14 protein-coding genes and 2 tRNA genes are annotated in these 15,175 nt (G+C 43.7%); 9 read left to right on the top strand and 7 right to left on the bottom strand.

The genetic code is table 11. The features are described from left to right. The first annotated feature begins 121 nt into the window (after positions 1-121). A tRNA-Met gene (locus A4S05_RS03250) sits at positions 122-195 on the top strand. 69 nt (positions 196-264) lie between these two features. Here the strand turns inward: A4S05_RS03250 and A4S05_RS03245 are convergent. Next, entirely contained in the window at positions 265-2,433 is a 2,169-nt protein-coding gene (locus A4S05_RS03245) for an amylo-alpha-1,6-glucosidase (RefSeq protein ID WP_069068388.1), read from the bottom strand. A 131-nt stretch (positions 2,434-2,564) separates the two neighbouring features. Between A4S05_RS03245 and A4S05_RS03240 the strand changes: the two genes are divergently transcribed. The 3 genes from A4S05_RS03240 (at position 2,565) to A4S05_RS03230 (ending at position 4,763) form a co-directional block, all read left to right on the top strand. Beyond that, positions 2,565-3,176 carry a peroxiredoxin gene (locus tag A4S05_RS03240; RefSeq protein WP_069068387.1) on the top strand — a complete coding sequence of 204 codons (612 nt, stop codon included), beginning with the start codon at positions 2,565-2,567 and terminating at the stop codon, positions 3,174-3,176. Positions 3,177-3,378: 202 nt separating this feature from the next. After that, on the top strand, positions 3,379-3,915 hold the full coding sequence (locus tag A4S05_RS03235) for a peroxiredoxin family protein (RefSeq protein WP_069068386.1): 537 nt from the start codon (positions 3,379-3,381) through the stop codon (positions 3,913-3,915). A 182-nt stretch (positions 3,916-4,097) separates the two neighbouring features. After that, the gene (locus tag A4S05_RS03230; protein WP_069068385.1) at positions 4,098-4,763 is read left to right on the top strand and encodes a glutathione S-transferase family protein; all 666 of its coding nucleotides are present in this window, start codon (positions 4,098-4,100) and stop codon (positions 4,761-4,763) included. 73 nt (positions 4,764-4,836) lie between these two features. Here A4S05_RS03230 and A4S05_RS03225 read toward each other — a convergent pair whose 3' ends face one another. The 5 genes from A4S05_RS03225 to A4S05_RS03205 all read right to left on the bottom strand — a co-directional run bounded on the left by A4S05_RS03225 (position 4,837) and on the right by A4S05_RS03205 (position 10,215). Beyond that, the gene (locus tag A4S05_RS03225) at positions 4,837-5,844 is read right to left on the bottom strand and encodes a DnaJ C-terminal domain-containing protein (protein ID WP_069068384.1); all 1,008 of its coding nucleotides are present in this window, start codon (positions 5,842-5,844) and stop codon (positions 4,837-4,839) included. 119 nt (positions 5,845-5,963) lie between these two features. After that, positions 5,964-6,473, bottom strand: coding sequence for an AAA family ATPase (locus tag A4S05_RS03220; protein ID WP_069068383.1), 510 nt, complete (start codon positions 6,471-6,473; stop codon positions 5,964-5,966). 83 nt (positions 6,474-6,556) lie between these two features. Continuing rightward, positions 6,557-7,846, bottom strand: a complete 1,290-nt coding sequence (locus A4S05_RS03215; RefSeq protein ID WP_069068382.1) for a glucose-1-phosphate adenylyltransferase — start codon at positions 7,844-7,846, stop codon at positions 6,557-6,559. A gap of 226 nt (positions 7,847-8,072) precedes the next feature. After that, positions 8,073-8,372: a hypothetical protein gene (locus A4S05_RS03210; RefSeq protein ID WP_069068381.1), complete on the bottom strand. Its 300-nt coding sequence runs from the start codon at positions 8,370-8,372 to the stop codon at positions 8,073-8,075. A gap of 115 nt (positions 8,373-8,487) precedes the next feature. Beyond that, entirely contained in the window at positions 8,488-10,215 is a 1,728-nt protein-coding gene (locus A4S05_RS03205; protein WP_069068380.1) for a S8 family peptidase, read from the bottom strand. A gap of 523 nt (positions 10,216-10,738) precedes the next feature. Between A4S05_RS03205 and A4S05_RS03200 the strand changes: the two genes are divergently transcribed. Continuing rightward, complete coding sequence (locus A4S05_RS03200; protein ID WP_069068379.1) at positions 10,739-12,202, top strand: glycoside hydrolase family 13 protein; 1,464 nt, start codon at positions 10,739-10,741, stop codon at positions 12,200-12,202. A 363-nt stretch (positions 12,203-12,565) separates the two neighbouring features. Here the strand turns inward: A4S05_RS03200 and A4S05_RS03195 are convergent, their stop codons facing one another. Further along, positions 12,566-12,985: a fasciclin domain-containing protein gene (locus tag A4S05_RS03195; protein WP_069068378.1), complete on the bottom strand. Its 420-nt coding sequence runs from the start codon at positions 12,983-12,985 to the stop codon at positions 12,566-12,568. Between the two features lie 161 nt (positions 12,986-13,146). Between A4S05_RS03195 and A4S05_RS03190 the strand changes: the two genes are divergently transcribed. The 4 genes from A4S05_RS03190 (at position 13,147) to A4S05_RS03175 (ending at position 14,624) form a co-directional block, all read left to right on the top strand. Continuing rightward, positions 13,147-13,383, top strand: coding sequence for a DNA-directed RNA polymerase subunit omega (locus A4S05_RS03190; RefSeq protein WP_069068377.1), 237 nt, complete (start codon positions 13,147-13,149; stop codon positions 13,381-13,383). 102 nt (positions 13,384-13,485) lie between these two features. After that, on the top strand, positions 13,486-14,106 hold the full coding sequence (locus A4S05_RS03185) for a hypothetical protein (protein WP_176726901.1): 621 nt from the start codon (positions 13,486-13,488) through the stop codon (positions 14,104-14,106). Between the two features lie 28 nt (positions 14,107-14,134). Further along, a complete protein-coding gene (locus A4S05_RS03180) occupies positions 14,135-14,500 on the top strand; it encodes a DUF1818 family protein (protein WP_069068375.1) in 366 nt (121 codons plus the stop codon). Positions 14,501-14,550: 50 nt separating this feature from the next. After that, positions 14,551-14,624 (top strand) — tRNA-Pro (locus tag A4S05_RS03175). Positions 14,625-15,175: the final 551 nt, after the last annotated feature.

Here is a 15,175-nt window from a genome sequence, read left to right as displayed (position 1 = left end):
GGTAAACTCCCTCTTTTGCTTTGTATGACCTCAACCAGAATGGAAGTTCTAACAAAATTGCAAAAGGGTCTAGTCTTGAGCAAGGTTGTATGCTATATTAGTAAATGACTTGAATGAATCTGGCTCAGTAGCTCAGTTGGTTAGAGCACGGGACTCATAAGCCTGGGGTCGTTGGTTCAACTCCGACCTGAGCCATTTAAAAATTTATAAGTAATGAGTCGTGAACTATAGCTATTTTTTATAGTCAGCACTCAGAACCTAGCATTATTTAATGTGGCGGATTACTTCGGCAACTGACCAAGCTTGAGCGATCGCACCTCTGGGTGTGTGAGGTAAATCGCCATCAAAAATCTCAGAAATAGAACCAAGACAAGCGTCATATAAGAAATGCTCTAGCAGAGGTTGCCAATCAAAAGGCAGCGATTGTTGCGGGTAAAAACGTTGCCAAGCCCGAATATATGGCCCAATTAGCCAAGTCCAAACAGTGCCTTGATGATAAGCGCGATCGCGTTGCTCTTGATTACCTTCATATCTCCCCTTGTATTCGGGATCTCCTGGATCGAGGCTGCGAAGACCATAGGGGGTGAGTAAGCTGATAGTTGCCAAATCTAGTACTTGACACCCTTGTTGTGCAGAAAAGGCGCAATGGTGGAGCGACAGCGCCAAAACGGCATTGGGACGAACTTGAAAATTCCGGCGATCGTCCGGCTCAATAGTATCGTACAAATAGCCCAACTGAGGATTCCAGAACTTTTGCAGCGAGGTTTTCACGTGTTGCGCTTGTTGAGCATAACGCTGTGCTTGCTTGGTGAGACGCACTGGCTCACCAAAATCAAGTTGGCTCAAGCGCTCTGCCCAATGACTCAGCCAACATAAAGCAGAATACCACAGCGCATTGATTTCCACTGGCTTCCCGTGACGGTGAGTGACGGGGTGTGAATCGATTACCACATCCATCCAAGTGAGGGCTACACCACGAGCATCCCAATTAATTAGCCCATCAGTAGCATCAACTTGGATATGAAAATGTGTCCCACCAACAAATGCTTTGTAGATTTGCTGTACTACGGGGAATTGCTCTGCCAAAAATTCCCAGTCTTGGGTGGCTTCTAAATAAAGTCCTAAAGTTTCAACCCACCACAACGCCGCATCGATACTGTTATAAATTGGTTCACCATTGATATCAGGAAATACATTAGGAATCAAACCTTGGCGACAATAATGCCCAAAAGTCCGCAATATTCCTTTTGCCAAATCAAAGCGCTGGGGAACTAGTGCTAACCCCGGTAAGGAGATTAATGTGTTGCGTCCCCAGTCATTAAACCAGTGATAACCAGTAATTACTGTGGGACCTGCAATTGAGGCTCGATAGACGATAAACTGATCGCTTGCTTTGAGTAGTTTTTGCCAGATTGGGGAGTGGGTATTGGGGACTGGGGACTGGGGATTAGGGATTGGGGATTGAGTACTGGAAAACTTTACCCCAGTCCCTCCCTCACTCCATCCAAAAATCTGTGAGAGCCGTTCTTGTTCTGCCTCTACAGCTTCTGCAAAGGTTTTGGGGGTGAGAACGCCTGACCCCGAGTCAGGAAAACCTACTCGTGCTTCTAGAGTCACAGCATCTCCTGGTTGGAGTGTGACTATCAAGTAACCAGGACTATAAAGGTCTTCCTTGTCGCCTAATCCCCGTTTCGTCTCCTCAGACAATCCATAATGCCAATACCAAACGGCATCTGGTTGATAATTTCCTTGTGTCCAGCGCAAGTGCCAAGGTATACCGAAGCGCCCAGAATTGATTGCTTGTAGACAGACTTGCTGTTGCCCTAGCAATTGTGAAAACTTTAATTCTTCACTAGCAGTCTGCTGGTGGTGAAAGTCACGTTCTGCTATCAATAGTCGCAACCGTAAAATCGCTGTTTCAGTTCCATCGTAGCGATACTGGATTAAAGTCCTATGGCAAAATTGGGCATGGGCGGCATTGGGCATTGGGCATTGGGCATTAGAGGGGCGGGGTGTGGGGTGCTGAGGAGAGAAATTTTCACCCTGCTCTCTGCTCCCTGCTCCCTTGCTTCTTCCCCAGTCCCCAGTCCCCACCAAGCCATAGGGCATCAGCAATTGTCTGGTTAACTGCCAGTTATCTTGTCCCCAAGTCCATTTTGGAACTGGGTTAGTATCAAAGCAGCGTAGCAGTTTGTAGCCTGTCGGCTCAATCTGACCGTTACCCCAAAAATTTGTCCCCAGTGCCACAACTTTCCCTAATACTTCTAAGCTAGCTTCTAGGTGCGAAAACAACAGAGTCCGCCCAGAGGGTGGATTTGTAGCGGCAAACAGCCAACCATGATAAGTGCGGGTGCGGACACCAGAAACCGTACCACTGGCAAAACTTCCCAAGCCATTGGTGAGCAACCATTCTCTTGTATCTAAATCAGACATTTGCTACTCAAAATCGTTATGAGTATGATATAGTCGTAACAGATCGTAATTAAACTGTGAGAGCGTGGATGGGTGAGTTTTACTTAACCCAAATTCCAACGCTACTAAACCGATAAAGGAGAATTAGGTTAATGTCCCTTACTTACGGAACCGAAGGAAGCCTCCGCGTTGGTCAGCAAGCTCCCGATTTCACAGCAACGGCTGTGGTAGACCAGGAATTTAAGACAATCAAACTTTCCGATTATCGCGGTAAGTATGTCGTCCTGTTTTTCTACCCACTAGACTTTACCTTTGTTTGTCCCACTGAAATCACAGCATTTAGCGATCGCTACGAAGAATTCAAGAAAATCAATACAGAAGTCCTTGGGGCTTCCGTTGACAGTGAATTCTCCCACCTCGCTTGGATTCAAACTGATCGTAAGTCTGGTGGCGTCGGCGACCTAAATTATCCTCTAGTCTCCGACATCAAGAAAGAGATTAGCGCCGCTTACAACGTTCTTGACCCTGCTGCTGGCATTGCCTTGCGTGGTCTGTTCATCATCGATAAAGATGGTATCATACAGCACGCCACCATCAACAACCTAGCTTTTGGTCGCAGCGTTGATGAAACCCTGCGGACATTACAAGCAATTCAGTATGTTCAGTCTCACCCCGATGAAGTTTGCCCAGCTGGTTGGCAGCCTGGTGACAAGACAATGAACCCTGACCCAGTGAAGTCTAAAGTTTACTTCTCTGCTGTCTAAATTTCCCTAGCTAGCAAACTCTAATCTAGCCTTTTGGAGTTGAGAGCGAAACCAATGAAAACCACAGATAAACAGAGATATACATTAAAAAATGTCAACCTCCGTATCTATCTGTGGTTTTTTCATAAAATACTTTTTAATTGAATAAGTTTTTGTTAAATTCTTTTTTAAGAATCCAAAATTCAACATTCAAAATCTTATTATGCTTACCTCAACTGATTTTAGCGGCTTATTAAATGAGCGATTTTTTCGTAATTTTTTACCAATTCCAGCGACAAATCAACTCAGATTGGGAGTAGGAACACCAGACTTTCAATTGCCAGATATTACCAATGGGACATTAGTAAAATTGTCTGATTATAAAGGCAAGCAACCAGTGTTAATTGCCTTTACTCGCATCTTTACTGAAAAACAGTATTGTCCCTTTTGTTTTCCTCACATTAAAGCTTTAAATGAAAACTACGAACAATTCAAAAATCGCGGCATCGAAGTTTTAATGATTACTAGTACCGATGAACGGCAGAGTCAAATAGTTGTGAAAGATTTAGGCTTAAAAATGCCGTTATTGAGTGATCCTAGCTGTCGAGTATTTCGTACTTATCAAGTAGGACAAGCACTGGGAGCGCCTTTGCCAGCACAGTTTGTATTAGATAAAGATGGAAAACTCCGTTACTGGCATTTATTTTCTTTTTTGGATCACAATGCTAGCGTTGAGACATTGTTAGAACAATTTAATTGAATCTAAGGTAAGAGACGCGATGAATCGCCGTCTCTACAATAATCAATCTTTTGTCTTGGCGGCGATTTATCGTGTCTTTGGGATCTAAAATTTTCATTAAACAACCTTAACCGAACCGTATTGGAGTATAAGGTGTAAGATTGGCAATGTTCGGCCTACTTATAAAGCTGTGAGGTTTTCTAATGCTGACACTTTATCACGCGCCAATTTCTCCCAACTCGCGCCGCGTCTGGATTACTCTGCTGGAAAAAGGACTTGAGTTTGAATTGGTAGAGATAAAACTGAATGGGGAGCAATTTAAACCAGATTTTTTAGCAATTAACCCTTTCCATCACATTCCAGTTTTGGTAGATGATGGCTTTAATGTAGTAGAATCTTTAGCAATTCTGGACTATTTAGAGGCAAAATACCCTACACCTGTGATGTTGCCTAAAGATGCCAAGGATTTAGCGATCGCACGCATGGTACAACTGGTAACAGTGAATGAGCTTTTGCCAGCAACCACCACGTTTTTACCTCAAATATTAGGATTTCCTGGAGCAGATCCAGAAAAAATTGAGCAAGCGAAGCAGAAAATTTCAACCGTGCTGAAGTTTTTTGAAAATTTATTAGATGATCGCCCTTACTTTGGTAGTCAAAACCTCACTCTCACCGAAGTTGTGGCTGGGACTGTAGTACCTTTGATGCCAATGGTAGGCATATCTTTGAGTGAATATCCAAAATTAAAGGCTTGGCGCGATCGCTTAATTGTGCGTCCATCATGGCAAACTACCGAGACTACACCGGAAGCAATGGAAGCTTTTAAGTCTGTCATGGCGGCGAGAATAGCGCAGCAAAATTCAGGGTGAATTCATCAGCAGTAGAGACGCGAAGCTGCACTTCCTGCTGCTTTACTAATGCGTCCCTACAAATCCAAAATATTCACAGCCTGACTTGGTTCAAATGACTACGGGGATTATAAGTACGTATAGCGCGGATTTTTTCATAATATTCCCGTTCTTGTTGGCTGAGGTCTTTTGGTGGAACGATCGCCACCTTCACCAACTGATCGCCGCGTCCACCCTTGGCCAGAGGCCAACCTTTGCCACGTAAACGCAGAGATTGACCAGAACGCACCCCTGCTGGTAGCTTGACATTAACTGAACCATCGGGAGTGGGTACATCAATAGATGCTCCCAAAGTAGCTTCATCTGGTGTGATTGCCACTTCGCACATCAAGTTATCGCCTTCCATTTGGAAGAACGAGTGCGGCTGAAGTTCAACTTTTAAGTATAAATCCCCGCGTTGTTGAGTCATGGGGTTGATTTGACCTTTGCCCCGCACGCGCAGGCGAGTACCAGTTTTAGAACCGGATGGGATGCGGACATCTATTGTTTCGTTACCTAAACTGAACCGCTTTTGCACACCATTAAATGCTTCAGCAAAAGTGAGAGCGATCGCAGCTTCACTATCCTGGTTAGTACCTGCACCTGCATCTTGAAACCCAAAATCGTTAAAGCCGCCAAAACCACTTGGCGCACCCGTAGAAGTGCGGTAAGAGTAACTTTGTGAGTTACTTTGTCTTCCACCACGAGGGGCTGCACCACCAAAGCGTCCTAGCAACTCATTAATGAACTCATCAAAATTACCGTATTGACTGAAGTCAAAGTTACCCATATCGGCACCAACACCGCCAGATGGGAAACCTTCACCAGCTTGTTTCCAATATTGACCGAATTGGTCGTATTTTTTGCGTTTATCTGCGTCTGATACAACTTCGTAGGCTTCGCTAACTTCTTTGAAGCGTGCTTCTGCCTGTTTGTTGTTTGGGTTGACATCAGGGTGATATTTGCGGGCTAGTTTACGAAAAGCTTGTTTAATTTCCTCTGGACTGGCAGTTTTACTAACTCCCAAAATAGCGTAATAGTCCTTGAAGTCGGTTGCAGCCATCTACCAGCCTCCTATAGAAATTCCCGTTATGTTTTTTTTTAAGATGAGAGACGTTTAATTTGTCTGGTATAGTGCCAAACAAAAGAATCTGATTTTAAATTAACAAAAAATATATAAAATCAAGTGTGGTTCTCGCTCATCAAGCGATCGCAATTTCCGTACTCTGATTTTTCTGATAAGCGGATCAGGTTATCTAGTCCTTCTTCTAGGCTTGGGGGAGCATCCCGGAGTTGGCGGTGCATCCGCAAAATAATTTCTTCTGGAACCCGGCGCGATCGCCTTTTATTACGTGCCAAACACAGCCAAACTGGCGTGTCAACCCAAATTCCCGTAATCTGGCTAAAGCCCAAATTACGAGCTAAAGCAATGACCTCACGACGATGGCGGCGCTGGGCATTGGTGGCGTCGAAAATAGCTGTATTCTCGGTGGAAATAGCTTGCTGGAATTGCCGCTCAATTTCGCGCCAAATCAGCAGCCACGGTCCCTGAACCGCTTGGGAACCAAACAATTGCCCCCGGATGACATCCGTAGAAATCAGCGACATCTGGGGGCATTCTGCCAGTAATTGTTTTGTCAAAGTTGACTTACCGCTACCTGGAAGACCAATCAACAAAAAAAGTTTAGTCATTTGTCCTTTGTCCTTTGTCCTTTGTTCTTTGTTGCTTGTAACTAATGACTAATGACTAATGACTAATGACTAATGACTAATGACTAAATGATTGTTCCATCGGGAATTACAGCATTTTTCAGCACGACGACGATGCCACTGCGGATGTAGAAACCTTGACCTTCGCGGTCAGCTTCTTGCACGTTATCTTTATTGATAATTTTGACATCGTGACCGATACTGGCGTTTTTATCGATGATCGCACCGCGAATAATCGAGTCAGTACCAATACCTACAGGAATGTCACCTTTTTCCACGTTGCATTGGCGTTCCACAGAAGCTTGGTAAAAATCTGCACCCATGAGCAAAGACTCTTCGATGACGCAGCCAGATTCAATCCGCGATCGCACTCCCAATACTGAATGTTGAATGCGGCAATTTTTCAAAATGCAACCTTCGCCGATAATTGATTCTGTTACCTGACAATCTAAAAGTTTACTTGGAGGTAAATAACGAGCGCGGGTATAAATTGGTGCTTTTTCATCGTAGAAACTAAATGGTGGCTGGGGTTGCTGAGTCAGCGCTAAGTTAGCATGATAAAATGCCTCAATTGTTCCAATATCTTCCCAGTAGTCATCAAATAGATAAGCTTGAACATTGTAATCTTTAGAGGCATCAGGAATAATTTCTTTGCCGAAATCAGTTCTTTCTACAGCCTCTCTTAATAACTTGAACAAAACCTCTTTTTTAAAGACATAAATCCCCATTGAGGCAATGTAAGGCTGTTGCTGGGCTTGTTCTTTTGATAATCCCAGTACGCTTGTATCAACGCGCATTTTGATTAAAGCTTCACCTTTGGGTTTTTCGCTAAAGTCAATGATCCTACCGGAGTCATCGATTTTCATCAAACCAAAATCTGAGGCGCGGCGCTCGTCTATGGGGATAACTGAGAGAGTAATATCAGCCCCCGTCTCTCTATGACGTTGGATAAACTGGCGATAGTCCATGCGGTAGAGGTGATCACCAGAGAGGATCAGATATTCCTCTGCATCCCATTCTTCCATTAACCATAGGTACTGACGTACAGCATCCGCAGTCCCTTGGAACCAATTAGGGTTTTCTGGTGTTTGCTGTGCAGCCAACACTTCCACAAACCCCTCATTAAAGCCAGTAAAGTTGTAGGTACGGGCGATATGGCGATTCAGGGAAGCTGAGTTGAATTGTGTCAGGACGTAGATTTTGAATATTTCGGAATTTATGCAATTACTGACAGGGATATCGATTAAGCGGTACTTCCCCGCCACTGGTACTGCCGGTTTAGCGCGGAGTTTGGTTAGTGGGTAAAGTCGAGTACCCGCGCCACCACCAAGAATGATCGATAAAACTTTTTTCACAAAATTTCTCCCAGCTGCCTTTCAACTCTCACTCTCAGTTTAGGACTGTCTGCCACCACAGGTAAGGGGGATCATCTGATTCTTTGGAATGAATTTTACAGAATGCTGGTAGTGTAATAAGTAGAAATATAGAACATTTGTATTCATTGGGATAAAGAATTGGGGCGATCGCAGCGCCAACACCTCCGATAAAAGCTACACCCGACAAATAAACAAAGAATTGTTATCAAACATTGAAACTACCGAAACTTTTCCTCGCACTTACCAAACGCAATTGCTGCGATCGCTTCAAATACTTCACCCAAGATTCCTCTGACAACTGGGAAATAGCATTTGCTGACAGTGTTGCTGTGAAAATATCTTTGCCACTAGTAACATCATTAACGCCCAAACTTTCTAAAACAGCGATCGCAGCAGAATCTAAAATTGGTTCAGTATGGATGAAAACCCCTAAACTAGTCTCTTCTGGGTCTTGAACATCATTCAGCGCTGTAGCAAGAGCGGCATCTAGTTTCTGATAATTCATCAGCAACTCCTTAGTAAAGAGGGTAGGCATAAAATTGCCTACCTTAACCTATCAAATTTATAGGTTATTGTTGCCTATCCTTGTACAGAAATAATATCCACCTTCCTCAGTCTAATTACAGATTTAAAGCGTTAATCACTCCATAACCCCATTTGTCATCAAATGTGCCTGGGGGTTTTCCGGGAATGGCACTATTTTTACGTAGCAAGTCTTTTACAGTAGCCGGATCGAGTTTGGGATCGCGCTGCAACAGCAGTGCCACTAACCCACTAACAAATGGTGTCGCCATACTCGTACCAGCCTGCACCACAAACTTGGAATTAATCATCGATGAGCGGTCAAAATTTGCATCGGCGGAAAGCGTAGAAATAATCATTGCTCCTGGTGCTGCTACATCGGGCTTTTGTCCATCATTCCGTAGTGGGCCTTCACTACTAAATTCCGAAATAGTATGTAATTCTAAGCCCATTTCTCGCACTTGGTTATCAATATCTGTGTATCTGGTTTTAGTTGTATAGGCCGCAACTGTAATTGCACTGCTGGCGGCTCCTGGTGAACCAATTTTTACCGCATCCTTGACGCTTTTACCTGTGAAAAACACTGACGAAGTGTCATCTAGTGTCCACACATCTAAACGTGCATCAGTTGAAGAAGTGTTGCGGACTCGTAGCTGCCAAACACCTCCCATTACTTGCGAGGGGCCAATACCGCGTATTTGCACAAAGAAATTATGGTCGCTGTTGGCTTGATCTGGCCCTGGTGTCGCTAATTGTACCCGTGCATCTGGTAACTGATAATCTTGGGCGGCATTACCGTCAGCAATGATTTTTTGGAAGGGGGTGACAAAACCGTTAGGACTCCGCACAGACACTTCCAATTCGCTGTCTTTGGCATACCAAGCATTTAACCAAACTATGCCTACTTGATTCAAAGGAACATTAAAGCGGATACCACGGGTGCGTCCACTGGGTATCGTCGCTTGTCCATGAATGTTATCGTTTCCTTCATTACCCGCAGCACAGCAAACAATTTTTCCAGGGCCAGTTTCAGCGTCAATGACTTTTGAGAGTGAATCACTACCGTCATGGGCATCAGCGTGTCCACCCAAGCTGAGATTTACTACTGCTGGGCGTCCCAACTCTCTAGCAATTCGGAAAATGTAACGCACGCCATCAGCAATGTGGGCATCCTGTAAATCTGACCTGACGACAACTAATTCCGCTTCTGGTGCGACACCGCCATAGCTAGCATCCGCACCGGCGGCAATTCCAGCAACGTGAGTACCATGACCGCTAGTATCCTGAGAAACTGTCAGTTGCGCTCCCGTAAATTCAGCCCCATAGCCGCCCTCTGTGACTCCTGGGCCTGGCAGTGTTTGATCCCAAATATGTAAAATTCGTCCAGCAAATGCGGGGTGTTTCGGATCAATGCCACTGTCTATAATGCCGATGATTACTCCTTTACCAGTCAATCCAGTTTGATTTTTGAACTCCGGTAGTTTGACTTTTTCTAGTGCAGTGTCCATCCTCAAATGAAGTTTGCGTGATGGCTTAATTCGCTGAATCACATCTTCTTCAGATAAGACATCTAAACTATCTAATGGTAAGAAAGCTGTTCGCACACTTCCAGAATTTTGATTGACTTCTATATTATATTGTGATAAGTAACTTAAGTCTGCATCAGGGTCGCAGTAGATAAAAACGACGCTCTTAGTGGGTTTGACTGGACTTTTGTGGGCAATGATGCCGAGCGATCGCTTGTGTGTAACTAAAGCTTGATTTCCTTCATGTTGATAGTCTTGAAATGCCAACAGTAGACCGGGAGAAAGTTTTTCGTGTCTCATTGTTACCTCAAATTAAATTTATTTACTGAAAGCAAAGTAGTGATTTTAGTAAGACCAGCCGCTCTAGATCGTAGTTTTTTGGACTTGATTATTTGATGCGACTATAGTTATCTATTTTTTTTCATAGATAACATCAAATAAGCTTAGGAGGCGGTAAGTTCTTCCTAAGACAATTGCTAATTAATAACTCATATTCCTAAATTATGTCTCCTTGATAATGATTTGCTGTGGCTCGTGAGACATCTTTGAGCAGCTGCATCTAAGAATTACCCAAAACTGGGGTAACAGGTAATTTGTATGAAGCTATTAAACTAATCCAAGGTCTGCCTAAATCATTACGGACAAAGTGAAGAAAATAAAAAGGGGAATGGGGAATGGTGCATGGGAGGTGCAGTATGTCAATTTTTTTTTAATGACAAATGACAAATGACAAATGACAAATTACAGATTCTCTATCATAAGTAAGAGCCATAAAGAAGCTAATATTTGCAACGATCGCTTCTGAACGTACAAAAAGTTATTCATGCAAATTCAAACACCAGACTGGGTAAAGCACGCTGTTTTCTACCAAATCTTCCCAGATCGCTTTGCCAGAAGCAAAAAGCCGCGCAAACGGCTATTGCACGAAGCCCGTTGGGAAGATTGGGACGCTATGCCAACCCTCCAGGGTTATAAAGGCGGCGATTTATGGGGCATCATGGAGGGTTTAGACTACATCCAGGATTTGGGGGTTAACGCGATTTACTTCACACCCATTTTTCAATCCGCCAGCAATCATCGCTATCATACCCACGATTATTACCAAGTTGACCCGATGTTAGGGGGCAACGAAGCTTTTAAAGAATTGCTCGATGCAGCCCATCAACGGAATATCAAAGTCGTTCTGGATGGGGTGTTTAACCATTCCAGCCGGGGGTTTTTCTTTTTCCATGACGTTTTAGAGAATGGGCCCCATTCCCCTTGGGTAAATTGGTTCAAAATTGAAGGCTGGCCTTTAGCACCGTACACTGGTGATTTACCTGCCAATTACGGGGGTTGGGCTGGAAATCGTGCTTTACCAGAATTTAACCACGACAATCCAGAAGTGCGGGAATACATTATGGAGATTGCCGAATATTGGATTAAATTCGGCATCGATGGTTGGCGGTTGGATGTACCATTTGAAATAAAAACTCCTGGTTTTTGGCAGGAATTTCGCGATCGCACTAAAGCCATCAATCCCGAAGCTTACATTGTGGGCGAAGTGTGGGGAGATTCCCGCCAGTGGTTGGATGGGACACAATTTGACGGGGTGATGAATTATCTATTTACCGGGCCAACAATTGCCTTTACAGCTGGCGATCGCGTAGTCTTAGAACAAGTCCAAAGCCGTGACTATCAACCTTATCCACCCTTATTTGCCGCCGAGTACGCCACCAAGATTCAGGAAGTACTGCAACTTTACCCGTGGGAAATTCAGCTAACTCAACTCAATTTACTCGCTAGTCACGATACAGCCCGATTGATGACCATTGCAGGCGACGATATAGCCAGTGTGGAACTGTCAACTCTATTGCTACTCACCTTTCCCGGTGCCCCTAGTATTTACTATGGTGATGAAGTTGGTTTACCTGGTGGCATAGATCCCGACTCACGGCGTGGCTTTCCTTTAGAGAGTAAATGGGATCAAGAAATTTTTAATACTCATCGTCAATTAATTGCCCTCCGCCACACTTACCCAGCCCTACGTACAGGTGATTACCAAGTCCTCCATGCTCAAGGACAACTTTATATCTTTGCGCGAACTTTAGAGACAGAGGAGTTGATAATTGCCGTCAACGCTGGCACAAGTTCGGCAACAGCAAATGCAGATATCGCCAGTTTGCGTACTCAACCCAACAAACTGTTATATGGCACTGCTGAAGTTGAGTGGAATAGTGAAGGAGAAACTCAGCAGTTGTCATTGACTGTTCCTGCACGCAGTGGGTGCATCCTGAGAGTAGGGTGATGAGGGGAAATACGGTTCGGTTAAGGCAAGAGACGCGATAAATCGCCGTCAAGACGAAAGAATTGATCCTTGTAGAGACGGCGATTTATCGCGTCTTTGGATCTAGAATTTTCATCAAAAAACCTTAACCGAACCGTATTGGGATGAGGTTGACATCCTCACCGCCGTGAACGCACTCTTAAGAAGGAGTAATGAGTAATAAGTAATAAGTAATGAGTAAATACCCATTTTTCATCCACTCATTACTCATTTTTCATCCACTCATTACTCATTACTCCTTACTCATTACTTTAAAGCCGTGCTGGAAACACGGGGTTTTAAACCCATTTTTCTGATAATAACCAATGCCCAATCCCAATGCCCTTACTTCCCTGCTACCATTGCAGGCATCAACACCGCATCAATAATATGGATCACGCCATTGTCTGTCAGAATATCTGTTTTGAGGACATTGGCGTTATTCACCTTAAATTTACCGTCGGCAGATTCAATCGCTACAATTGACCCTTCAAGTGTCTCTGCCTCATTAATCTGTACTAAGTCATCAGAGCGAACATCCCCACTAACGATGTGATACGCCACAATTTTCTTTAGCTTGGGGATATCTTGTAGTAACGAATCTAAAGTTCCCTTTGGCAGCTTGGCAAAGGCTTCGTCAGTTGGTGCAAATAGTGTGAAAGAACCAGGACTTTTCAAAATTTCTATGAGATTTGCAGCTTTAGCAGCCTTCACCAGGGTATTGAAGTTTCCCGCGTTAACAGCAGTTTCTACAAGGTCAGCCATAAGGATGTGTGACTTTAGTCGGGTAATATTATTTATAAGTAATTTATAGTGACAAAAACACTCTCAACCTCTATCAAGAGAGAGGTTGCTAGCAATTAAACACACAGCAGTAGATTTATCAGTACTGCTACACTGGGGAATGACCCCAAAAACCACTGATTATGCTAAAGCGTTCTAAGTTCGAGACAACTCAATCTCAGATTATGCACCGTTCTGAGGATCTGATTAGTGCAGCCTCAAATCGTTACCGCATTACGGTTCAGGTGGCAAATCGTGCTAAACGTCGGCGTTATGAAGACTTTGAGAGTAACGAAGATGCGATGATGAAGCCAGTGCTAAGGGCAATTATTGAAATGTCCGATGAATTGACTCAGCCAGAAATTATCGGCGAACTATAAAAATAGTTCTGAGTTGAGAGTGCTGTTAGCGAATAGCTAGGGTTGAGCCAGTGCTGAGTGAAAATGCAGTGAGATAGCACTCTCATTTCAAAATATCGTTTTATGAAAAAGAAAAAACTTCTACCTAGATCAATACTCTCAAAACTTGGAACTCCGCATTCACTACTGTTTGCCTTAATGGTAGTAGGTGTAATTTTTTTGGGTTCAGGAACGGGCAAATCAATACATAGAAATTTATTTAGTATCCAACCTGCATACGCGCAGAGAATCACTCCTAGCGATGTTTGGCAGGTGGTATATCAGCAATTGCCAGATTTCCCACGGGAAAATAAGTATATCAGCAAAGAAAATGGGAAAGTTGCCGAAAACAACACCCTGGTAAATCGCCTGATTAGATATCATATTTATACCAAAGGGCGGGCCCCAATTTATCGTTTCGATTGGAAGCTGACTTTAGCTGATTACCTGGGTGCGAATGAAATTATGTATGATGCTAGCTATCCAGGGAATGATTCACTGCGGGAAAATCCTCTAGAAGGCGATCGCAAAACCATCACAAGTCTCACTCGCAGCCAGCGAGATGCTCTAATACAAGTATTAGTGAATATATTTAATCCTACTGCCCAAAATACCCTATCTCCTAGCCCCAATATCGCACCGAGTCCTAGTAGATCAACTACCCCACAGCCATCCCAAGGGGGAGGTGCCGACTTACTAAGATAACGAGAGAGTTATTAATTCCTAACTTTTTATGGAACGCGTTGTCAAAAGCGGATTTGGTTGGCGCATTGGCTGGAACCCTGATGCATTTGAATTTAAAGGTTTAGTCGGTACAGATGATTGGGCAATTGAGTTAAGCGAAGCTGAGTTGAATGATTTTTGCCGTCTATTAGCCCAGCTAGCAGACACTATGAAGCAACTCGCAACTGAATTAATGGAGGAGGAAAAAATTGCTTGCGAAGCCGAAAGCGATTTATTATGGATGGAGGTAGAAGGCTTTCCTCATGCTTACAGTTTGCGCTTCATCTTGAATACAGGGCGATGTGTAGAGGGTAAATGGGATGCTTCTGCTGTTCCAGATTTACTGCAAGCTACTGGGATACTGAAGGTTTTTTAAATTTACCTCTTGATTATCCTGGAGTTTTGCTGTATGATAGTAATTCTGACCGGGGCGTAGCGCAGCTTGGTAGCGCGCCACTTTGGGGTAGTGGAGGTCGTGGGTTCGAATCCCGCCGCTCCGATTGATGATAAGCCATACCTGCTAGTCTTTTTAAAAGAACTGGCGGGTTTTTTCATGGCTTTTTAGCTGAAAAACTTGATATAACCATACCAATTACTTGCTACACAAAATATAACATCCTTCATTTACCTTGTAGGTTACTTTTGTTAGCCACTCCAACAAAAGCGATCGCGATAACCCTAACTTACTCATACGCTAGCACGCCCACCGACTTAGTACTGGAAAAGCACCACAGATAAAGCAGGTGATCGAGTAAGATTAGTGGTGCGATCGCAAATGTATTTATCTGAACTTGAGGTAGTTGTAAGTTCTGTGGGGCGTACTCATATCTGCAAACGATCTTCTAATAATTCTGCTTTCACCGCTGGGCTTCTGGAATAACATCTGAAGAGAGAGGTTGTCACCACGATTTGTGTAATTCAGTAACAATAGCAAATAACGGGGAAACGGCTAGAAAAAACAGTGTAGAAACTACAAACAATAGTTGAAGGTCGAAGTTTCGTCAATTATCTGGGAATCCAGATTGATGCCCTCTAAATAGGCTAAAACCCA

The sequence above is a fragment of the Nostoc sp. KVJ20 genome (assembly GCF_001712795.1).
Lineage (GTDB): Bacteria > Cyanobacteriota > Cyanobacteriia > Cyanobacteriales > Nostocaceae > Nostoc.
Note: the sequence above shows the minus strand (reverse complement) of the source record. Positions and strands in the feature narration are given on the sequence as shown.

Excerpts from the sequence above, each read along its gene's own strand:
- A4S05_RS03245 (WP_069068388.1), bottom strand. The coding sequence starts at position 2,433 with ATGTCTGATTTAGATACAAGAGAATGGTTGCTCACCAATGGCTTGGGA.
- A4S05_RS03240 (WP_069068387.1), top strand. The coding sequence starts at position 2,565 with ATGTCCCTTACTTACGGAACCGAAGGAAGCCTCCGCGTTGGTCAGCAA.
- A4S05_RS03235 (WP_069068386.1), top strand. The coding sequence starts at position 3,379 with ATGCTTACCTCAACTGATTTTAGCGGCTTATTAAATGAGCGATTTTTT.
- A4S05_RS03230 (WP_069068385.1), top strand. The coding sequence starts at position 4,098 with ATGCTGACACTTTATCACGCGCCAATTTCTCCCAACTCGCGCCGCGTC.
- A4S05_RS03225 (WP_069068384.1), bottom strand. The coding sequence starts at position 5,844 with ATGGCTGCAACCGACTTCAAGGACTATTACGCTATTTTGGGAGTTAGT.
- A4S05_RS03220 (WP_069068383.1), bottom strand. The coding sequence starts at position 6,473 with ATGACTAAACTTTTTTTGTTGATTGGTCTTCCAGGTAGCGGTAAGTCA.
- A4S05_RS03210 (WP_069068381.1), bottom strand. The coding sequence starts at position 8,372 with ATGAATTATCAGAAACTAGATGCCGCTCTTGCTACAGCGCTGAATGAT.
- A4S05_RS03205 (WP_069068380.1), bottom strand. The coding sequence starts at position 10,215 with ATGAGACACGAAAAACTTTCTCCCGGTCTACTGTTGGCATTTCAAGAC.
- A4S05_RS03200 (WP_069068379.1), top strand. The coding sequence starts at position 10,739 with ATGCAAATTCAAACACCAGACTGGGTAAAGCACGCTGTTTTCTACCAA.
- A4S05_RS03195 (WP_069068378.1), bottom strand. The coding sequence starts at position 12,985 with ATGGCTGACCTTGTAGAAACTGCTGTTAACGCGGGAAACTTCAATACC.
- A4S05_RS03190 (WP_069068377.1), top strand. The coding sequence starts at position 13,147 with ATGCTAAAGCGTTCTAAGTTCGAGACAACTCAATCTCAGATTATGCAC.
- A4S05_RS03185 (WP_176726901.1), top strand. The coding sequence starts at position 13,486 with ATGAAAAAGAAAAAACTTCTACCTAGATCAATACTCTCAAAACTTGGA.
- A4S05_RS03180 (WP_069068375.1), top strand. The coding sequence starts at position 14,135 with ATGGAACGCGTTGTCAAAAGCGGATTTGGTTGGCGCATTGGCTGGAAC.